Origin of the sequence: Pseudomonas sp. W2Aug9 (genome assembly GCF_023127755.1) — a bacterium.
In the GTDB taxonomy this organism is placed as follows: domain Bacteria; phylum Pseudomonadota; class Gammaproteobacteria; order Pseudomonadales; family Pseudomonadaceae; genus Aquipseudomonas; species Aquipseudomonas synxantha_A.
In genome coordinates this window covers 363,664-384,725 of the sequence record NZ_SPKL01000035.1, presented here as the reverse complement: position 1 = coordinate 384,725, position 21,062 = coordinate 363,664, and the positions used below count along the sequence as shown (strand labels likewise).

Here is a 21,062-nt window from a genome sequence, read left to right as displayed (position 1 = left end):
ATGATTGAAAAACCCGTTACTCGAAACTGGGCAGGTAGCTGTCGGCATTGTCGTAGACCATGGTCAGCACCACCGTTTCAGGCGGCAGTTCGGGGGCGAGTTGGGCGATGGCAACCATGTTGGCGGCGGAGGACAGCCCCAGGCTGATGGCGTCGGTGCGCATGATGCGTTTGATCATGTCCAGGCACGCCGAGTGCGACACCTTGAGCATGCCGTCGATCACGTCCAGGTTGAGGATGCTCGGGATCAGGCCAATCGACAGGCCCTGGATTGCGTGCGCAGCGTGCTGGTCTTTGAGCAGGTCGCATTCCTGCGGCTCCACGCCCATCACGCGGATCGCTGGCCAGGCGGCCTTGAGGGTTTCGCCAATGCCGGTGATATGGCCACCTGTGCCGATGCCGCTGACGAAGTAGTCCACGCGCTGATCACCGAAGGCGCGGATGATCTCCGGCGCGGTGGTGTCGCGGTGGGTCTGCGGGTTGGCGCCGTTGCGCTGCTGGTTGAGCATCACGAAGTTGGGGTTTTCCAACTGCAGTTCCATGCACTTTTCGCCGTGGGAGTTGTTGCCCAGGCGGCTGTCTGACAGCACCACTTTGGCACCATACAGGCGTAGCAATTTCTGCTTTTCGGGGCTGTAGTTGTCAGGGATCACCAGCACCACTTTATAGCCCAGGACATTGCCGGCCATCACCAGGCCAATGCCGGTGTTGCCGCCGCTGGGTTCGATGATGGTTTGCCCGGAGTCGCGGATCAGTACGCCACGGCGCTCGGCATCGAGGATCATGCCCAAGGCGATGCGCGCCTTGTGGCTGCCACCGGGGTTGAGGGATTCCAGCTTGGCGTAGACTTCGATGCCGAGGTCTTCGGAAAACTGGGCCAGGCGCACGATAGGCGTTTGGCCGATGACGTCGAGAATGGAGTTATGCAGCATCAGCAAGTCTCCACGATCAGTACAGAGGCATGTCGGGTTCGACGTCGCGAACCCAGTGCTTCATGCCGCCCTGCAGGACTTTGGTGTTCGCGAACCCGGCTGCCAGCAGGGTGCTGGCGGCTTGTTCGGCTCGGGTGCCCGCGTAGCAGATCAGGTAATGTGTGTTGTCTCGGCTGAGGTTGTCGAGTTGCCCATCCAGTTCGGCCAGGGGAATGTGCAACACGCCTGGCAGCTTGCATACTTCCAATTCGCTGGCGTCGCGCACGTCCAGCAATACATCGGCGTTGTTGGGGTGCTCAAGCACCTGCTTGAGGTTCTGAGGCTTGATGTAGCGTTCTGCCGCCAGCGACGGTTGGCTCGGTACGGCATCGGCACATGCCGTGGGGGCGGCGCTTTCGCTGCTGCGCAGCTCCGAGCAGCAGGGGCAGTCGAGGCGGCGCTTGAAGCGGATCTCGCTGAACTTCATCGCCAGCGCGTCAAAGCGCATCAAGCGGCCGGATAAAGGTTCGCCAATGCCGATCAGCAATTTGATCGCCTCGGTGGCCTGGATCATTCCTACCACACCCGGCAGCACGCCGATCACGCCGCCGGCGCTGCAATTGGGCGCCAGTTCTGCGGGCGGGGCCTTGGGAAACAGGCAGCGATAGCACGGCCCGCCTTTGTAGTTGAGCACGCTGATCTGCCCGTCGAAACGGTAGATGGCGCCATAGACCAAAGGTTTGCCCAACTGTACGCAAGCATCGTTGACCAGGTAGCGGGTATCGAAATTATCGGTACCGTCGATCACCAGGTCATAGGCGCCCACCAGTTCCAGAGCGTTGTCGGTGTCAAGCGCGGTGTTGTGCGCATTGATCCGGATATGAGGGTTGAGGTCCAGCAGGCGTTGCTTGGCGGACTCGACCTTGGGCATTCCCAGGGTGCTGTTGCCATGGACAATCTGGCGCTGCAGGTTGCTGCTTTCCACCACGTCAAAATCCACCAGCCCCAGGGTGCCGATGCCTGCCGCTGCCAGGTACAGGCTGATGGGCGAGCCCAGGCCCCCGGTGCCGATGACCAGAACTTTGGCTTTCTTCAGGTTCAATTGGCCTTCGCGGCCGACGCCCGGCAGGGTGATGTGGCGCACGTAGCGCTGCACTTCTTCGTTGCTCAGGGTGTCGATGTCCATGCCGCCTGAGGTGGCGAGCAACACTTCGATCCGGGATTTTGGCGGCAGGACTTCATCGGCTTCGATCAGCGCCTCCTCGGCGGTAAACAGGAAGTGTTCCTTGAGCTGGTTGTTCTTTTCATGGAACAGGTACTGACGCAATTGGGGGTGATTGGTGCAGAGATTTTCAATGACTTCGCGCAATGTCGATCCGGCGCCCTCAAGGGTCGATTCCGGCAGCTTGGCCACGCGAACCAGAATGTCGGGGAAAGAGACAGCGTTCATGGACAACTCCGTGTGCAGGTCGTTGAAGGGTTGAGGTGCGAAATGCTTGCCATCCCAGGCAAACAGTTTTGAGCCCAGGACCTGGCTCTGGCGAACATCCACCACCAGATAGCTGACGGGGTAGATCGGCTCCCCCATGAACAGCGCCTTGTCCTGGTCTTCATCACTGAAATAGGCGCCGACATCCGGGTGGGAGTGATAGATCACCACCACCGGATTGTCGCTGCGAAACGCCTTGTTCAGCAGCAGGGTATCGGCCACCGAGAAGGTGTAGCCGTTGGCCGCGCTGCGGGGGTACATCTGGGGGTTCTTGTGGTGCAACTCGTTCTGGATATTGCTGCCCAGGTACACACTGCCGTCGGCGAAGACGAAGCCGCAGCACTCTTCTGGGTAGCTGCGGCTGGCGTGGGCGTAGATCTGTTCCAGGGCGGTGGGGCGGAGGACTTCCATGTTTCTCTCGCGTTGGTTGAGGGTCATTTTTTCTTGGCCAGGAGTTTTTCAACCGGCAGCTTGGTGATCGCAAAGCCGGCCAGCAGAATCGCCGAATACAGCATAAGGTCGCGGGAAATTTCCACGCCTTCGTACCAGGCACCGATGATCACCGCGAACACCGGGAAGATGATGAAGACGAACGACAGGATGATCGGGCTCAGGCGCTTGAGCAGCATGAAATACACAATAAACCCGCCTACCGAGGCCACCAGCCCGAGGTAGAACAGTGCAGTCCAGGAGCGCAGGGTGATGTCATTGAAGGCTGGCGTTTCAAACCACAGGCCGGCGACGAACAACATCAGCCCGGCGATGCCGATGGGCAGGGTGTTGTAGGTAATCACGCTGATGGCACTGCCTTTCTGCTTGGTAATCACGTAGCACAACGCGTGCATGATCGCGGCGCTCAGTATCGCCAACACCCCGAAGAACTCGGCGTGGTCCAGGTGCAGGCCCTGGCTCTTGATGATCATGTAGAGGCTGCCAAACCCGATACCGATGCCAACGACCTGGGAGAAGTAGATGCGCTCACGCAGGAACAGCGCCGAAAAGATCAGGATGAATACCGGCATGCAGCTGAACAGCAGGGCCGTCAGGCCGGATGACACGTGCATCTCGCCATAGTTGAGCAGGTAATAGGGAACGCTGAAGTACGACAGGGTCACAAACACAAAGAACCAGCGGCTTTCCCGTGGGAACAGGATCGGCTCGCGACGCACCATGGCAAAACACAGGAACAGCGGAAACGCGATCAGAAAGCGCAGCCCGGCGGATGTCAGCGGCGGCACGCTCTCTACGGCGATCTTGATGCCCAGCCATGTAGTGCCCCAACTCAGGCACACGATCAGAAACATCAAGCTGGTCACCAGCCCGGCGAGCCACTGTTTTTGAGTTTTTGTTTTTGCAGTGTTTTCGAGAACGGCGGACATTGGCATCTTTTATTGCTTCCCTGAGCCGGAATTGAACTCTATATTGAACTTGTAATGAGTTATGTTTATCGGCGATTGAACCCGTAAAAGCACACTATTAGGGCGAAAGATGGCTGTCAAAACAAATATTGACATGGTGTCAATTATGCGTGAGGGCCTGTCCAATGGGCAGGGCGTGAAGTACAAGCGCCTGTCTGATGTGATGGAGCGGGGCATCCTCGAAGGCTTGATTGAACCGGGACGAAAACTGCCGCCCCATCGGGTGCTGTCCGACAACCTGGGGGTGACCATTGGCACCATCAGCCGGGCCTACGGTGAGTTGGAGCGCCTGGGCTTGGTGGTTGCGCGGGTCGGTGACGGAACCTTCGTGCGCAAGCGTGGGATGGAGCGTCAACGTGATGAAGGCTTTCGCAATTTCAGCGAGGAGCCGCGCCAGTACTTCGACATGAGTCGCAACATGCACATTCCGGGGCAGGAAACGGTGTTTCTTGCCCAGAGCTTCCAAACGCTGTCGACCAACGCCAAGTTCCTGCAGGACATCAGCGCCTATACCCCCGACGCCGGCTTGCCGCGTTACCGTGAAGCCGGGGCGCAATGGCTGGTGCAGCGCGATTTTCATCCGATTCCAGAGCAGGTCATCTGCGTCAACGGCGGCCAGCACGGTTTGCTGTGCGCGATGATGGCGCTGCTGCGTGCTGGCGATACGGTAGTCACCGAGCAACTGACTTATCCTGGGCTGATTACGGCTGCGCGCATGTTGGGCGTGCGCCTGATTGGCCTGGAAATGGATGAAGAAGGCGTGTTGCCCACGGCGCTGGATGAGGTCTGTCGTAATCACCGCATTTCGGCGTTGTACTGCACGCCGACTATTCAGAATCCCACGACGGCGGTGTTGTCGGTGGCGCGTCGCGAAGCCTTGGCCAAGGTGTGTCGTGAGCACAACCTGCTGATTCTCGAGGACGAAGCCCACGGCGTGCTGGTTGAGGATCGCCCGCCGCCCCTCAGCTATTTCGCGCCTGAGCGTACGATTTTGATCAGCAGTCTGAGCAAAGCGGTGTCGGCAGGGTTGCGGGTAGGCTACGTGCACGCGCCACCCGCGCTGGTCAGTCGCATTTCCGCGGCGTTGCGCTCGACCTGCTGGATGGCGACGCCTGTGACCCTGGAACTGGCCACCCAGTGGATTGAAAACGGCACGGCGGAATATCTGTTGCGCCAACAAATCAACGAAATCAGCCGCCGCAAGACCTTGGTCGAGGATTTATTGACCGGGCTGGCGTATCGCACCCACCTCAACAGCCCGCATTTCTGGATCGAAGTGCCGGAGCCATGGCGTGCGTCGGAAATCGAGGCAGAGCTCAGGCAGAACAATTACCTGATCGCCACCGCCGAGGCGTTTGCCGTGGGGCAGACGGCGGTGCCGCAGTTTATTCGGGCGAGTATCTGCAATACGTCTGGCGATGATCAGTTACTGCGCGAGGGGTTTGATGCGCTGGCGACGGCGTTGGGGCAGGGGGGGGGGCGGTTTCATCTGTAAATCCGCGTTACCGTTCATCGCAGGCAAGCCAGCTCCCACAGGGGAACGCATTCCAGCTGTGGGAGCTGGCTTGCCTGCGATAGCGTCAGATCAGGCGACAGAGATCACTTGAAGCGCCGCTCCACACCCTTCTCAACCAAAATCTTTGCCGAAATCTCTTCCACCGAAAAATGCGTGGAATTGATGTGTGCAATATTCTCGCGACGGAACAGATTTTCCACTTCACGCACTTCGAACTCGCACTGCGCATAGCTGGAGTAGCGGCTGTTGGGCTTGCGTTCGTTACGGATGGCGGTCAGGCGGTCCGGGTCGATGGTCAGGCCGAACAGTTTGTGCGAGTGGGCGCGCAGGGCGGCGGGCAGCGTCAGGTGCTCCATATCGTCTTCGGTCAGCGGGTAGTTGGCCGCACGGATACCGAATTGCATGGCCATGTACAGACAGGTCGGGGTCTTGCCGCAACGCGACACGCCCACCAGGATGAGGTCGGCCTTGTCGTAGTAGTGGGTGCGGGCGCCATCATCGTTGTCGAGGGCAAAGTTCACCGCCTCGATGCGCTCCATATAGTTGGAGTTATGCCCGATGGAATGGGACTTTCCGACAGAGTATGAAGAATGCTCACTCAACTCCTGTTCCAATGGCGCCAGGAAGGTCGAGAAAATGTCGATCATGAAACCATTCGACGTTGCGAGAATCTCACGAATGTCTTGATTGACGATGGTGTCGAAAATGATCGGGCGAAAACCGTCTTTTTCAGCCGCCAGATTGATTTGTTGTACCATGGCCCGCGCTTTATCCACGCTGTCTATATAAGGCCGGGTGAATTTGGCGAAGGTAATGTTTTCGAACTGCGCAAGCAGGCTCTGGCCCAGTGTTTCGGCTGTGATGCCGGTGCCGTCGGAAATAAAGAAAGCAGATCGTTTCATTTGAGCCCTGGGCCTTAAGCTGATGGCGAATCTTGGATATGATAGGCGCGATTTTGCCGTCCCGCAGTGGGCCGCATTCTCACTTATTTTCCAGGTCCAGGCCACAAGCGCTGGCGTTAGCTCCTACTGAGCAACCCGCGTCCTGAGCTTTTCCAACACAGAAAGTGGAGAGATCACCTTGGTAGAGTACGTAGTTTCCCTCGATAAGCTCGGCGTCCATGATGTAGAGCATGTGGGGGGCAAGAACGCATCCCTCGGCGAGATGATCAGTAATCTTGCAGGCGCTGGTGTCTCGGTGCCCGGTGGTTTCGCCACCACGGCCCAGGCTTACCGCGACTTCCTCGAGCTGAGCGGCCTCAACGCCCAGATCCACGCCGCGCTGGATGCCTTGGACGTCGACGACGTCAACGCCCTGGCCAAGACCGGCGCCCAGATCCGTCAGTGGATCATGGAAGCCGAGTTCCCCGAGAAGCTCAACGAAGAAATTCGCACCGCCTTCGCCACCCTGTCCGCCGGCAACCCGGACATGGCTGTCGCCGTACGCTCCTCGGCCACCGCCGAAGACTTGCCGGACGCTTCCTTTGCCGGCCAGCAGGAAACCTTCCTGAATATCCGTGGCGTGGAAAACGTCATTCGCGCGGCCAAGGAAGTATTCGCCTCGCTGTTCAACGACCGCGCTATTTCCTACCGTGTACACCAGGGTTTCGACCACAAGCTGGTGGCCTTGTCTGCTGGTGTGCAGCGCATGGTGCGTTCGGAAACCGGCACTGCTGGCGTGATGTTCACCCTGGACACTGAGTCGGGCTTCCGTGATGTGGTATTCATTACCGGTGCCTACGGCCTGGGCGAAACCGTCGTACAAGGCGCGGTCAACCCTGACGAATTCTACGTGCACAAGCACACCCTTGAGGCCGGACGCCCGGCCATCCTGCGCCGCAACCTGGGCAGCAAGGCGATCAAGATGATCTACGGCGACGAAGCCAAGGCCGGTCGCTCGGTGAAAACCGTTGACGTCGACAAGGCCGAGCGCGCGCGTTTCTGCCTGACCGATGCTGAAGTCAGCGAACTGGCCAAACAGGCGATGATCATCGAGAAGCACTACAAGTGCCCGATGGACATCGAGTGGGCCAAGGACGGTGACGACGGCAAGCTATATATCGTGCAAGCGCGTCCGGAAACCGTGAAGAGCCGCACTTCGGCCAATGTCATGGAGCGTTACCTGCTCAAGGAAACCGGCACCGTACTGGTGGAAGGCCGTGCCATTGGCCAGCGCATCGGTGCTGGCAAGGTGCGGATCATCAAGGACGTGTCGGAAATGGACAAGGTCCAGCCCGGCGACGTGCTGGTTTCCGACATGACCGACCCGGACTGGGAGCCGGTGATGAAGCGCGCCAGCGCCATCGTCACCAACCGAGGCGGGCGTACTTGCCACGCGGCGATCATCGCCCGTGAACTGGGGATCCCGGCGGTAGTCGGTTGCGGCAACGCCACCCAACTGCTCAAGGAGGGCCAGGGTGTCACCGTGTCTTGCGCCGAAGGCGATACCGGTTTCATCTTCGAAGGTGAGCTGGGCTTCGATATCAAGCAAAATTCCATCGACGCCATGCCCGACCTGCCGTTCAAGATCATGATGAACGTCGGCAACCCGGATCGCGCCTTCGACTTCGCGCAGTTGCCGAACGCCGGTGTGGGCCTGGCCCGCCTGGAGTTCATCATCAATCGCATGATCGGCGTGCACCCAAAGGCCTTGTTGAACTATGACGGCCTGCCGCTGGATATCAAGGAAAGCGTCGACAAGCGCATCGCCGGCTACAACGACCCGGTAGGCTTCTATGTCGAGAAGCTGGTGGAAGGCATCAGTACCCTGGCCGCGGCGTTCTACCCGAAAAAGGTCATCGTGCGCCTGTCGGACTTCAAGTCCAACGAGTACGCCAACCTGATCGGCGGCAAGCTCTACGAGCCGGAAGAAGAAAACCCGATGCTGGGCTTCCGTGGCGCCTCGCGTTACATCAGCGAAGCGTTCCGTGACTGCTTCGAGCTTGAGTGCCGTGCCCTCAAGCGCGTGCGCAACGAGATGGGCCTGACCAACGTCGAGATCATGGTGCCGTTCGTGCGCACCCTGGGCGAAGCGAGCCAAGTGGTCGACCTGCTGGCCGAAAACGGCTTGACCCGTGGCGAGAACGGCCTGCGCGTGATCATGATGTGCGAGTTGCCGTCCAACGCCATCCTGGCCGAGGAATTCCTGGAGTTCTTCGACGGTTTCTCCATCGGCTCCAACGACCTGACCCAGTTGACCCTGGGCCTGGACCGCGACTCCGGGATCATTGCTCACCTGTTTGACGAGCGTAACCCTGCGGTCAAAAAGCTGCTGGCCAATGCCATCCAGGCGTGTAACAAGGCCGGCAAGTACATTGGTATCTGTGGCCAAGGCCCTTCCGACCACCCTGACCTGGCTAAATGGCTGATGGAGCAGGGCATTGAAAGCGTCTCGCTGAACCCGGACTCTGTGCTGGAAACCTGGTTCTTCCTGGCGGAAGGCCAAGCGTCCGCTTAAAGTCGCAACGTCAAAAGTGCCGGTCACTCGTGAGGGTGACCGGCATTCTTATCTGTACTGGGCGGGAACTCCTTGCGGACGCCGCCCTTTTTTGTGCAAGAGCATTATGCAAAGCAGCAGCAACCTGTTTCCCGTCGCCTTGATCAGCGCTGAACGTCGTGGCGACCTGAGTGAAGACGTCTACCGGCTCAAGCCCGGCAATAGCCCTGATGGCACCGTCGAGCTGGCGGTTACCCGTTTGGGCCTGGCCGATGTCCCGGAAAACCGGGGCACGCCGATTATTTTGTTGCATGGCAGCTTTTCCAATCGGCGCTTCTGGTACTCGCCCAAGGGGATCGGCCTGGGCGCGTACCTGGCGCGCCGGGGTTTTGATGTGTGGATCCCGGAAATGCGCGGCCATGGGCTGTCCAAGCGTAACCATGAGTACGCCAGAAACCGCGTCGCCGATTACGCCCGCTACGATTTGCCGGCCATGGGGGCCTTTGTGCGTGAGCAAAGCGGGCAGGTCCCGCACTGGATCGGGCATTCCCTCGGTGCCACGACCTTGGCTGCGGCCCTGGGCGGGCAACATTTGGGGGCGCCTGAGGTGGCTTCGGTGGCATTGTTCGGCTGCCAGGTCAGCCGCACCCATTGGCCGTTGAAAATTCCACCCGTGGAGTGGGGTACTCGGTTGATCCTCAAGCGCCTTGCCCATGTGTCTGGCCCACGCTTCAAGCGCGGCCCCGAGGATGAGCCGGCGGGAGTGATGATCGAAGCGATGCGCTGGAATGGCCTGTTCGGCCGCTTCGGCGATGCCGAATGTGACTGGTGGAAGGGCTTGGCGCAGATCGATGTGCCGTTGCTCGCGGTCAGCGCGGCGGGCGATCGGCAAGACCCGGACTGGGCGTGTCGCAAGCTCTTCGAGCAGGTCGGCAGCGAGCATCGCCAGTATCTGTGCCTGGGGCGCGAGCAGGGTTTCAGCGAGGACTTCGGGCATGTGCAGATGCTGGTCAGCAAAGCCGCGCAGGCCGAAGTATGGCCATTGGTGGAACGGTGGTTGAACGACCCCCTGACACCATTATTCGGGACTCGACCCCAAGTGGCCGCAGCAGTTTGAGCAAACGCTCTACCAAGGGCGTTTCACTCTTGAGTGGTTGCGGCTAAGATATGACGCGCTGGGCGCTTCTGGTCATATTCAGTCGCGCAACGTGTATTGCGTTGCGCTGATGCGGGTCCGATCATGGCGGCTCACCACTGGCAGGCACTTAAAGAATGCCTGTCGCGGCGCGTTTTTCTGATGTACACCGTGGATGTTCGATCTCTTCTTTGACGACAGGAGCTTCTCGATGAACCATTACGTGACCCCCGACCTGTGTGACGCCTACCCGGAACTGGTGCAGGTAGTGGAGCCGATGTTCAGCAACTTCGGTGGCCGAGATTCTTTTGGGGGTGAGATCGTCACCATCAAATGCTTCGAAGATAATTCCCTGGTAAAGGAACAGGCTGACCAGCCGGGCGCTGGCAAAGTGATGGTCGTTGACGGCGGAGGCTCACTGCGCCGCGCGTTGCTGGGCGATCTGATTGCCGATAAAGCTGCGAAAAATGGCTGGGAAGGGCTGGTGATCTATGGTTGCGTCCGGGATGTGGATGTTCTCGCCCAGACCGACCTGGGTGTGCAGGCACTGGCCTCCCACCCGATGAAAACCGACAAGCGTGGCCTCGGTGACCTGAACGTCGTTGTGACGTTCGCGGGTGTGACGTTCCGTCCGGGTGAGTACATCTACGCCGACAATAACGGCGTGATCGTGTCGCCCAGCCCGCTGAAAATGCCTGAATAAACCCAAGGAGTCTGGATGTTCGAGGAAGAGAACGCGCAATGGGGGCTGGTACATGCCCTGGTGCTGGATGGTAAAGGCGGTGCGCGTTCGATTGCCCGGACTGAGCTCGACGATCTGCAGTTGCAACCCCAGGAAAGCCTGTGGCTGCATTGGGATCGCAGCCATCCCCAGACCCAGACCTGGCTGCGCAAATCCAGCGGCCTGAGCGAATTTGCCTGCGACCTGCTGCTGGAGGAGAACACCCGCCCACGGTTGTTGCCGTTGCCCGACGCCGAATTGCTGTTGTTTCTGCGCGGGATCAATCTCAACCCCGGGGCAGAGCCGGAGGACATGGTTTCGGTGCGTATCTTCGCCGCCGCCAATCGTGTGATCTCCCTGCGTTTGCGCCCGTTGCGCGCCACCGATGAGCTATTGGTGCAACTGGCGGACGGCAAAGGCCCTAAAACGGCGTCTGAACTCATCCTTTATATGGCTCAGTACCTGACCAACAAAGTGCAGGATCTGGTTACAGGGTTGTCTGAAATCGTCGATTCCGAGGAAGAAAAACTCGATGCCGACGAACGGTATACCCCAGAGCACGGCAGCGTTTTGCAGATCCGTCGGCGCGCGGCCGGGCTCAAGCGGTTTTTGGCACCACAGCGGGATATTTTTGCCCAGCTGACGCGAATAAAATTGGCATGGTTCTGCGATGACGATGCTGACTATTGGAACGAGTTGCACAACAGTCTGACCCGTTACCTGGAAGAGCTGGAACTGGCCAGAGAGCGCGTGGGGCTTGTACTTGAGGCCGAAGACCGGCGCTTGAGCCTGCGCATGAACCGCACCATGTATCGCTTCGGGATCATCACCGGGATCTTCTTGCCGATGAGTTTTCTCACCGGTTTGCTCGGTATAAATGTGGGTGGCATTCCGTTCTCCGAGAGCCCCTACGGATTCATGATTGCGTGCCTGTTGATGGTCTCGGTGGCCCTGGGACAATGGTGGCTATTTCGACGATTACGATGGGTTTGAGCTGAATATGACCTGAACGTAGGAAAGGGTCGATGTGACCCGATGAATTTTACCCTCGTCTTTTAATTCACTTGCGAGAGGTCTCTATGCACGATCCGTTCGAACAGTCTTTGCGTGACATGCTCAATGCTTCGCCATCCAACCGTGATGACGATGCTTGCCTGGGTCGCGTATTGAAAACCGCCAACCGTCAGGTCGGTGCGGGTGATCTGTTCGGGCTGCTCGGGCGTTGGTTGCCGGCATTGATGATGGCCCTGAACAACGGTTCGGCCCATGTGTCACCGGTTTCCCGCCGTAAACCTCTTGCTCGCACTGCTGATAAGGCTGATTGAATATGGAACTTGATCTCTGGACCCAGAGCCTGGTCACCGCGATGACCGCATTGTGGACCAAGGTTGCGAATTTCATTCCCAACCTGTTTGGTGCCCTGGTCCTGGTGTTGCTGGGCTTTGTCGTGGCCAAGTTGCTCGACACCCTGTTGTCCAAGCTGCTCGCCAAACTCGGGCTGGATCGCCTGATGGCCGGCACCGGTTTGACCAAATTGCTGGGTCGCGCCGGGCTGCAGGTGCCGATTTCTACCTTGATCGGCAAGATCGTCTACTGGTTTGTTCTACTTATTTTTCTGGTTTCTGCAGCGCAATCCCTTGGACTTGAGCGAGTTTCAGCTACGCTCGACATGCTGGCACTGTATTTGCCGAAAGTTTTCGGCGGCGCGCTGGTGTTGCTGGTAGGTGTTTTACTCGCGCAATTGGCCAATGGGCTGGTGCGCGGGGCCGCTGAAGGCGTGGGGTTGGACTACGCGGCAGGCTTGGGGCGAATCGCACAGGGGCTGGTGATCATCATCAGTATTTCCGTCGCGATCAGCCAGTTGGAAGTCAAGACTGACCTGCTGAACCACGTTATTGTGATTGTTTTGATTACCGTTGGTCTGGCCGTTGCACTGGCCATGGGTTTGGGAAGCCGGGAAATTGCCGGTCAGATTCTTGCGGGAATCTATGTGCGTGAGCTATATCAGGTTGGGCAACAAGTGCGTGTGGGCGAGGTTGAAGGGCAGATCGAGGAGATCGGCACGGTCAAGACGACAGTGCTGACCGATGACGGAGAACTGGTTTCGCTGTCCAACCGGATTCTCCTGGAGCAGCAGGTCAGTAGCCGCTAATCCGGCAAACCCTGCTAATGTACGCCGCCGCAAACCCGGGTGACCGGGTTGCAACGGACATTGACCTGACTGCCGGCACGACTTGTTTTGAATAAAGCCCAAACGCTGTCCACGCGCTATGACCCCCGTGAGCTCTCTGATGAGGAGTTGGTCGCGCGCTCGCACACGGAGCTGTTTCACGTAACACGCGCGTACGAAGAATTGATGCGCAGGTATCAACGCACTCTGTTCAACGTTTGTTCAAGGTATTTGGGGAACGATAGAGACGCGGACGATGTCTGTCAGGAAGTGATGCTCAAGGTGCTATATGGCCTGAAGAACTTCGAGGGCAAATCGAAGTTCAAGACCTGGCTGTACAGCATCACGTACAACGAGTGCATCACGCAGTATCGGAAGGAACGGCGAAAGCGTCGCTTGATGGACGCTTTGAGTCTGGACCCCCTTGAGGAGGCGTCTGAAGAAAAGGCGCCGGCACCCGAGGAGAAGGGCGGACTTGATCGCTGGTTGGTGCATGTGAACCCGATTGACCGGGAAATTCTGGTGCTTCGCTTTGTCGCAGAGCTGGAATTCCAGGAAATCGCTGACATCATGCATATGGGCTTGAGTGCTACAAAAATGCGGTACAAACGTGCTCTTGATAAATTACGTGAGAAATTTGCGGGCGAGACTGAAACTTAGTGCGTAGCAAATATCTCTTACGTGTAGGCAAGTTCTGTTAGACTTGTCGCCGAGTTGTCCCCCGGTTTGTGGGACTGCTTTACAATCACCAGATGGGGATTTAACGGATGAAACTGAAAAACACCTTGGGCTTGGCCATTGGTTCTCTTATTGCCGCTACTTCTTTCGGCGTTCTGGCACAAGGCCAAGGCGCAGTTGAAGGCGAGCTGTTCTACAAGAAGCAGTACAACGATAGCGTTAAGCACATCGAAGACGGCTTCAACCCAGGCGCTCGCATTGGTTACTTCCTGACCGACGATCTGTCGTTGAATCTGTCGTACGACAAGACCAACCACACCCGTTCGAACGACGGCACTGGCAACCAGAAGATCAAAGGTGACACTGGCAGCCTCGTTGCTCAGTACCACTTCGGTCAGGCTGGCGTTGATAGCCTGCGTCCATACGTTGAAGGCGGTTTCGGCCACCAGAGCCGTACCAACGTCAAGGCTGACGGCCACAGCGGTCGCGACCAGACCACTTTCGCCACCATCGGTACTGGCGTGAAGTACTACTTCACCAACAACCTGTACGCTCGTGCTGGTGTTGAAGCTGACTACGGTCTGGACAACGGCAAGTGGGACTACTCCGCACTGGTTGGCCTGGGCGTGAACTTCGGCGGTAACGCTGGCGCAGCTGCTCCAGCTCCTACCCCAGCACCAGCTCCAGAGCCAGTTCCAGAGCCAGAAGCTCCGGTTGCTCAGGTTGTTCGTGTTGAGCTGGACGTTAAGTTCGACTTCGACAAGTCGGTTGTTAAGCCTAACAGCTACGGCGACGTGAAAAACCTGGCCGACTTCATGGCTCAGTACCCAGACACCAACGTAGAAGTTGCTGGTCACACTGACTCCGTCGGTCCAGACGCTTACAACCAGAAGCTGTCCCAGCGTCGTGCTGACGCTGTTAAGCAAGTCCTGGTTAAAGATGGCGTAGCTCCTAGCCGCATCACTTCCGTTGGTTACGGTGAGTCCCGCCCAGTTGCTGACAACGCAACTGAAGCTGGCCGCGCTGTTAACCGTCGCGTAGAAGCAGCTGTTGAAGCCACCGCTAAGTAATTAGCCTGGCTTTACAAAAAAACCCGGCTTAGGCCGGGTTTTTTTCGCCTGGAATTTGCCTCAGGCACTGGCCGCCGTCGCCAGGCAAGCCGCCTGCGCAGCACCAGCAACGCTACCAATCACCAGGATAGCCGGGCTTTTCAGGGCGAACGCTTGCGCATCCTCATGCATCCGCGCCAGATCACTGCGGCATTCGCGCTGCTGGGGCAGCGAAGCATTTTCGATCATCGCCACGGGCATGTCCGGGGCCATGCCGCCTTCGAGCAACTGCTGACGAATCTCCTCCAGCTTCGCCACGCCCATGTACACCACCAGTGTGGTTCCACTTTCCGCCAGTGCGCGCCAGTTCAACGCGCTGTCGTCCTGAGTATGAGCAGTGACCAGCGTCACCCCACGGCTCACACCGCGTAACGTCAGGGGAATATCGCAGCTCGTCGCCCCGGCTAACCCCGACGTGATGCCGTTGACCAACTCCACCTCAATGCCACGTTCGCGCAGCCACAGCGCCTCTTCGCCACCGCGACCAAAAATGCACGGGTCGCCGCCCTTGAGCCGCACCACGCATTTGCCCTGGCGGGCATAACGCAGCATCAGGCGATGGATAAAAACCTGAGGGGTGGAGCGGCAGCCACCGCGTTTACCGACGGTAATCACGCGTGCATCGCCGCAGTGTTCGAGCACGGCCGGGTTGACCAGGTCATCAATCAGCACCACGTCCGCTTCATGCAGGGCTCTGACTGCCTTGAGGGTCAATAACTCCGGATCACCGGGCCCCGCGCCTACCAGCCACACTTTTGCGCTCATGTTGTTCCCCTTACACACTGATGGCGATTGGCTGCGGTTTGCTGGCCAAAAGACGTTTGATTTCCGGCACGCAGGAGCCGCATTGGGTGCCGCAACCCAGTTCCCGTTTAAGTCCATCCAGGTCCAGGCCACGTCCAACGCCCGCACACACGGCGTTTTCGCTGACGTTCTTGCAGTTGCACACAATCTTGTTGCTGGCCGTTGCGGCACCGGGTGGCGCGCTTAAAGGTGCCAACAGCCAGCGTCGCAGTTGCTCGTCGGCGCGGCCTTCCAGCCACAGGCTTTGCAACCAGTGGCGGGCCAGGGTTTCGCCGGCCAGGCGCAGGGCGGTGATACGGCCTTTTTCGATTTTCACGCGCTTGCCGATCGAGCGGCGCGGGTCGTCGTAGGCCATGACCGGACCGTCGTTCAGGCCCAGCAAGTGGTCAATTCGAGTCAACAAATGCAGGTCCGGCGCCTCGGTATGGGCTGCCCGTACCAGCAACGCAGGGCGTTCACGGCCGGCCAGGCTAAGGCTGACGTAGGCAAATTCCTCACACAGCGGGCGCAGCGCTTCGAAATGCTGCTGCACATTGCCCTCGATCAACGCGAACAGCTGCCACGGCAGTTGCACGGCTTCCAGACGCACCCCGCTGTGCTTGAGTTCAGGCTGTTTGGACAGTGGGTCAAACGCCGGTTGGGTGATCACATTGACGCCGCCCTTGAGAAAGCGGTCGCCCCAATGCATCGGCAGAAATGCCTGGCCGGGCCGTACGCTGTCATCGCTGCTGACGGCGACGATCACGCTGCCGCGACGGCTTTTCAGGCTGACCAGGTCACCTTCCTGGAAGCGGTGGCGGCGAAGCTCGTCCGGGTGCAGGCTCAACAGCGCTTGACTGACATGCCCGAACAACTGTGCGGCCGTGCCGGTGCGGCTCATACCGTGCCACTGGTCACGCAGACGGCCGGTGATCAAGGTCAGGGGGAAGCGCGCGTCCCGTTGTTCCTTGGCCGCGCGGTAAGGGTCGGCCACAAACCGCGCCCGGCCATTGTCGGTGGGGAAGATGCCATCGCTATAAAGGCGCGCTGTGCCTGTCTGTGCGCCTGTGGGAAACGGCCATTGCTGCGGGCCGAGTTGGTCGAGCAGGCCATGGCTGATACCGGACAAGTCGAGGTCACGCCCTTGAGTGAGCCCCTTGAACTCGTCAAACAGCTGCGCCGGCTGTGCAAAGGCGAACAGGCTGGGCAACCCTGGCCGTAGGCGACGCTCCAGGCGCTGTGCGAAATCTACGGTAATTGCCCAGTCCGCCCGCGCCTCTCCCGGTGGGCTGATGGCGCGGCGTACGTGGGAAATACGCCGCTCGGAGTTGGTGACCGTGCCGTCTTTTTCGCCCCAACTGGCGGCAGGCAACAGCAGGTCGGCATAAGTGGCGGTTTCGGTGGTGCGAAAAGCCTCCTGCAACACCACGAACGGGCACGCCGCCAAGGCCGCACGCACGGCGTTCTGGTCGGGCAAGGATTGTGCAGGGTTGGTGCAGGCGATCCACAGGGCCTTGATCTTGCCTGCCTGCATCTGTTCAAACAGTTCGATCGCGGTAAGGCCATCGGGTGCAGGCAGTTGCTCCACACCCCAATAGGTGGCCACTTCAGCGCGATGTGCCGGGTTGGACGCCTCGCGGTGGCCCGGCAGCAGGTTGGACAGGCTGCCGGTTTCGCGACCGCCCATGGCATTCGGTTGACCGGTCAGGGAAAACGGCCCGCACCCCGGCCTGCCAATGGTGCCCGTGGCCAAGTGCAGGTTGATCAACGCGCTGTTTTTTGCGCTGCCGGCAGTGGATTGGTTGAGGCCCATGCACCATAGCGACAAGAAGCTGCTGGATGTGCCGACCCACTGCGCACATAGGCGCAGTTGTTCGACGCTGATCCCGCACAACTGCGTGACCATCTGCGGCGTGTAGTCATGCACCAGGCGTTTGAGCTCGGCCAGGCCATCGGTGTGGGCCTGGATGAACGCACGATCAATCCAGTCTTCCCACAGCAGCAAATGCAAAATCCCGTGAAACAACGCCACGTCCGTCCCCGGCAAGATTGCCAGGTGCAGGTCAGCCAAATCGCAGGTGTCTGTACGCCGAGGATCAATCACCAGCACTTTCATCTGCGGGCGCTGCGCCTTGGCCTGCTCCAGGCGTCGGAACAATACCGGGTGGGCGTAGGCCATATTGCTGCCGACGATCATCACGCAGTCGCTGTTTTCCAGGTCTTCATAACTGCATGGCGGCGCATCGGCGCCCAGGCTGCGTTTGTAGCCGACCACCGCCGATGACATGCACAGCCGAGAATTGCTGTCGATATTGTTGGTGCCTACCAACGCCCGGGCCAGCTTGTTGAAGCTGTAGTAATCCTCGGTCAATAGTTGCCCCGAGATATAGAACGCCACGCTGTCCGGGCCGTGCTCGGCGATGGTCTCGGCGAACACGTTGGCGGCGTGATCCAGGGCGGTGTCCCAGTCGGTACGGGTACGGGCCAAACCTTTGCCCAGGCGCAACTCCGGATACAGGGCGCGTGCGCTCACGTCGCCGGTCAGGTGCAGGCTGGCGCCTTTGCTGCACAATTTGCCGAAGTTGGCCGGATGGCTCGGATCGCCTTGTACCCCCAGGATCTGCTCGCCGTCATGCTCGATCAGCACGCCGCAGCCCACGCCGCAATAACAGCAGGTGGACGCGGTGGTCTGGCGGTTCATCAACCCGCGTCCCGCAGGGCCAGCATCACCCGGCCGTTTTCTACCCGGGCCTGATGATGGTGGGCGCAGCCGATATCCGGCGCCTGGGCTTCGCCGGACGCCAGGTCAATCTGCCAGTTGTGCAGCGGGCAGGCGACGCGCTTGCCATAGATTAAGCCTTGGGAGAGCGGGCCGCCCTTGTGCGGGCAACGGTCGTCAAGGGCGAAGACTTCGTCGTCACTGGTACGAAAAATCGCGATGTCGCCTTTGGGCCCACTGATGATGCGCGAGCCCAGGGTATTGATTTCATCAAGGGCGCAGATATCCAGCCAGTTCATAGCGACACCTCCAGTTGTTTGACCGGGATAACGTCGAACTCCTTTTTCAGCAGCGGCTGTTCCAGGCGTTCCTTCCACGGGTCCTGTTCGAATGACAGCGAGAACTGCAAACGCTCATTGAGCGCCTGGCGGCGGGCCGGGTCTTCCAGAACGGCCTTCTTGATGTGCTCCATGCCCACCCGTTGCAGGTAGTGCACCGTGCGTTCCAGGTAGAACGCTTCTTCGCGGTACAGCTGCAGAAATGCGCCGTTGTATTCGCGCACTTCATCGGCGGTCTTGAGCTTGACGAAAAACTCCGCGACTTCGGTCTTGATGCCGCCGTTGCCACCGATATACATCTCCCAACCGGAGTCGACACCGATAATTCCCACGTCCTTGATGCCCGCTTCCGAACAGTTGCGTGGGCAACCGGACACCGCCAGCTTGACCTTGTGCGGTGACCACATATTGAACAGGTCATGCTCCAGTTCGATGCCCAGTTGGGTGGAATTCTGCGTGCCGAAACGGCAGAACTCGCTGCCCACGCAGGTTTTCACGGTGCGGATGGATTTGCCGTAGGCATGGCCGGACGGCATGTCCAGGTCCTTCCACACCCCTGGCAAGTCCTGCTTCTTGATGCCGAGCAAGTCGATGCGCTGGCCGCCGGTGACTTTCACCATCGGCACGTTGTACTTGTCGGCCACATCGGCGATGCGGCGCAGCTCCGAAGGATTGGTCACGCCGCCCCACATCCGTGGGACTACAGAGTAGGTGCCGTCTTTCTGAATATTGGCGTGGGCCCGTTCGTTGATCAGTCGTGATTGCGGGTCGTCCTTGGCCTCGCCCGGCCAAGTCGAAATCAGGTAATAGTTGAGCGCGGGGCGGCAGGTGGCGCAGCCATTGGGGGTACGCCAGTTCAGGTAGCGCATGGTGCTGTCGATAGTCAGCAAGTGCTGCTCGCGGATAGCCTGACGGATCTGCCCGTGATTAAGGTCGCTGCACCCACAGATGGCCTTTTCGCTTTTGGGTTTGACGTCAGCCGCGCCGCCCACGGTGTTGATCAGGATCTGCTCAACCAGCCCGGCACAGGAACCGCAGGAGCTGGCGGCCTTGGTGTGTTTTTTCACCTCATCGACGCTGAACAGCCCTTGTTCCTGGATTGCCTTGACTATGGTGCCTTTGCACACGCCGTTGCAGCCGCAGACTTCGGCGCTGTCGGCCATGCTCATGGCTTTGTCCTGGCCTTGATGGCCCACATCGCCCAAGGCGTTCTCACCGAACATCAGGTGATCGCGGATCTCGCCAATTGCATGGTTCTCACGGATCTGGCGGAAGTACCAACCACCATCCGCGGTATCGCCGTACAGGCACGCACCGACCAGGATGTCGTCCTTGATTACCAGCTTCTTGTATACGCCGCCGATCGGGTCGGAGAGGGTGATGGTCTCGGTGCCTTCACCGCCCATGAAGTCGCCGGCAGAAAAGAGGTCGATGCCGGTCACCTTCAGCTTGGTCGAGGTCACCGAGCCTTTGTAAGTGGCAAAGCCCAGTTGGGCCAAGTGGTTGGCGCAGACCTTGGCCTGTTCGAACAGCGGCGCCACCAGGCCATAGGCGATCCCGCGATGGCTGGCGCATTCGCCGATCGCGTAGATGCGCGGGTCGTAGGTTTGCATCGTGTCGTTGACCAGGATCCCACGGTTGCAGGGGATGCCGGACTTCTCCGCCAGTTCGGTGTTGGGGCGGATACCGGCGGCCATCACCACCAGGTCGGCGGGGATGATGTCGCCATTTTTGAATTGCACCGAGCCGACGCGACCATTACCGGCATCATGCAAGGCCTGGGTTTGCTCGCACAGGCGAAACACCAGGCCACGGCTTTCCAGTTCGGTTTGCAGCAACTGGCCGCTGGTCTTGTCCAGTTGGCGTTCCAGCAGCCATTCACCGAGATGCACCACCGTCACGTGCATACCGCGCAGCATCAGGCCGTTGGCCGCTTCCAGGCCGAGCAGGCCACCACCGATCACCACCGCGTGCTTGTGGGTCTTGGCGGTGTCGATCATCGCCTGGGTATCGGCAATGTCGCGGTAGCCAATCACGCCCTGCAAGGTGTTGCCGGGAATCGGCAGGATAAACGGCGTAGAACCGGTGGCGATCAGCAGGCGATCGTACTCGGCCTCGGTGCCGTCTTCGGCGATGACTTTGCGCTTGACCCGGTCGATCTGCACCACCTTGCGGTTGAGCAGTAGCTTGACGTTGTTATCCAGGTACCAGTCGAGGTCGTTGAGCACGATCTCTTCGAAGGTTTGCTCACCGGCCAGCACCGGCGACAGCAGGATGCGGTTGTAGTTGGTGTGGGGCTCGGCGCCGAATACGGTGATGTCGTACAGCTCGCTGCTCAGCTTGAGCAATTCTTCAAGGGTGCGAACCCCGGCCATGCCGTTGCCGATCATCACCAGTTTGAGTTTTTTCATGTCGTTCTCCGCAATGGCTCGACAAATCATGCGCAAACAAAAAAAGGCGTCCCCGCTAGTCAGCTAGCGAGGACGCCTTTGTCCTGGTCCCGTTCTCTCGGGAAGCTCGACCCTTCGACGTTGAAGGGGCGGCTATATGTGGGTTGTTGGAAGACCTAATGCAGCAGCTGTGCCAAGTTGCATACCCCCAGTTTTATTGGGCGTTTAAACAGGAGAGAGGTGGATTTTGC

The 21,062-nt window shown here is 59.3% G+C and carries 17 protein-coding genes; 9 read left to right on the top strand and 8 right to left on the bottom strand.

From position 1 onward, the window contains the following. Window positions 1–16 precede the first annotated feature (16 nt). From E3O56_RS22460 to E3O56_RS22450, 3 genes are read right to left on the bottom strand one after another with little or no spacing between them, the layout of a single operon-like run. Window positions 17–931: a cysteine synthase family protein gene (locus E3O56_RS22460; RefSeq protein WP_057701141.1), complete on the bottom strand. Its 915-nt coding sequence runs from the start codon at window positions 929–931 to the stop codon at window positions 17–19. A gap of 16 nt (window positions 932–947) precedes the next feature. Then, window positions 948–2,810: a molybdopterin-synthase adenylyltransferase MoeB gene (moeB, locus tag E3O56_RS22455; protein ID WP_248128998.1), complete on the bottom strand. Its 1,863-nt coding sequence runs from the start codon at window positions 2,808–2,810 to the stop codon at window positions 948–950. A gap of 23 nt (window positions 2,811–2,833) precedes the next feature. Continuing rightward, window positions 2,834–3,778, bottom strand: coding sequence for an EamA family transporter (locus tag E3O56_RS22450; protein WP_032879916.1), 945 nt, complete (start codon window positions 3,776–3,778; stop codon window positions 2,834–2,836). A gap of 109 nt (window positions 3,779–3,887) precedes the next feature. Here E3O56_RS22450 and E3O56_RS22445 point away from each other — a divergent pair, with 109 nt between their 5' ends. Then, entirely contained in the window at window positions 3,888–5,312 is a 1,425-nt protein-coding gene (locus E3O56_RS22445; RefSeq protein ID WP_005790387.1) for a PLP-dependent aminotransferase family protein, read from the top strand. Window positions 5,313–5,416: 104 nt separating this feature from the next. Here the strand turns inward: E3O56_RS22445 and E3O56_RS22440 are convergent, their stop codons facing one another. After that, window positions 5,417–6,235: a pyruvate, water dikinase regulatory protein gene (locus E3O56_RS22440; RefSeq protein WP_003193298.1), complete on the bottom strand. Its 819-nt coding sequence runs from the start codon at window positions 6,233–6,235 to the stop codon at window positions 5,417–5,419. Between the two features lie 178 nt (window positions 6,236–6,413). Between E3O56_RS22440 and ppsA the strand changes: the two genes are divergently transcribed. The 8 genes from ppsA (at window position 6,414) to E3O56_RS22400 (ending at window position 14,542) form a co-directional block, all read left to right on the top strand. After that, window positions 6,414–8,789: a phosphoenolpyruvate synthase gene (gene ppsA, locus E3O56_RS22435; RefSeq protein ID WP_005790384.1), complete on the top strand. Its 2,376-nt coding sequence runs from the start codon at window positions 6,414–6,416 to the stop codon at window positions 8,787–8,789. Between the two features lie 106 nt (window positions 8,790–8,895). Next, entirely contained in the window at window positions 8,896–9,885 is a 990-nt protein-coding gene (locus E3O56_RS22430) for an alpha/beta fold hydrolase (protein WP_032879918.1), read from the top strand. Between the two features lie 229 nt (window positions 9,886–10,114). Further along, window positions 10,115–10,606 (top strand): ribonuclease E activity regulator RraA, encoded by a 492-nt coding sequence (rraA, locus tag E3O56_RS22425; RefSeq protein ID WP_005790380.1) that lies wholly within the window; start codon window positions 10,115–10,117, stop codon window positions 10,604–10,606. 15 nt (window positions 10,607–10,621) lie between these two features. Then, window positions 10,622–11,617, top strand: a complete 996-nt coding sequence (locus tag E3O56_RS22420) for a zinc transporter ZntB (protein ID WP_005790378.1) — start codon at window positions 10,622–10,624, stop codon at window positions 11,615–11,617. A gap of 86 nt (window positions 11,618–11,703) precedes the next feature. Beyond that, window positions 11,704–11,949, top strand: a complete 246-nt coding sequence (locus tag E3O56_RS22415) for a hypothetical protein (protein ID WP_005790375.1) — start codon at window positions 11,704–11,706, stop codon at window positions 11,947–11,949. A 2-nt stretch (window positions 11,950–11,951) separates the two neighbouring features. Next, on the top strand, window positions 11,952–12,776 hold the full coding sequence (locus E3O56_RS22410; protein ID WP_003193288.1) for a mechanosensitive ion channel domain-containing protein: 825 nt from the start codon (window positions 11,952–11,954) through the stop codon (window positions 12,774–12,776). Between the two features lie 87 nt (window positions 12,777–12,863). Next, complete coding sequence (sigX, locus tag E3O56_RS22405; RefSeq protein ID WP_003193286.1) at window positions 12,864–13,454, top strand: RNA polymerase sigma factor SigX; 591 nt, start codon at window positions 12,864–12,866, stop codon at window positions 13,452–13,454. A gap of 107 nt (window positions 13,455–13,561) precedes the next feature. Beyond that, window positions 13,562–14,542, top strand: coding sequence for an OmpA family protein (locus E3O56_RS22400; RefSeq protein WP_005790371.1), 981 nt, complete (start codon window positions 13,562–13,564; stop codon window positions 14,540–14,542). Between the two features lie 60 nt (window positions 14,543–14,602). On the opposite strand, the gene cobA is transcribed toward E3O56_RS22400, so the two are convergent. The 4 genes from cobA to nirB are packed head-to-tail and all read right to left on the bottom strand — an operon-like array spanning window position 14,603 to window position 20,832. After that, on the bottom strand, window positions 14,603–15,346 hold the full coding sequence (gene cobA / locus E3O56_RS22395) for a uroporphyrinogen-III C-methyltransferase (RefSeq protein ID WP_248128997.1): 744 nt from the start codon (window positions 15,344–15,346) through the stop codon (window positions 14,603–14,605). A gap of 10 nt (window positions 15,347–15,356) precedes the next feature. After that, entirely contained in the window at window positions 15,357–18,065 is a 2,709-nt protein-coding gene (locus E3O56_RS22390) for a nitrate reductase (RefSeq protein ID WP_248128996.1), read from the bottom strand. After that, a complete protein-coding gene (gene nirD, locus E3O56_RS22385) occupies window positions 18,065–18,382 on the bottom strand; it encodes a nitrite reductase small subunit NirD (RefSeq protein WP_005790365.1) in 318 nt (105 codons plus the stop codon). The genes E3O56_RS22390 and nirD overlap by 1 nt, the downstream gene beginning before the upstream one ends. After that, window positions 18,379–20,832: a nitrite reductase large subunit NirB gene (nirB, locus tag E3O56_RS22380; protein ID WP_032879922.1), complete on the bottom strand. Its 2,454-nt coding sequence runs from the start codon at window positions 20,830–20,832 to the stop codon at window positions 18,379–18,381. Before nirB ends, nirD begins: the two co-directional genes overlap by 4 nt. Window positions 20,833–21,062 lie beyond the last annotated feature (230 nt).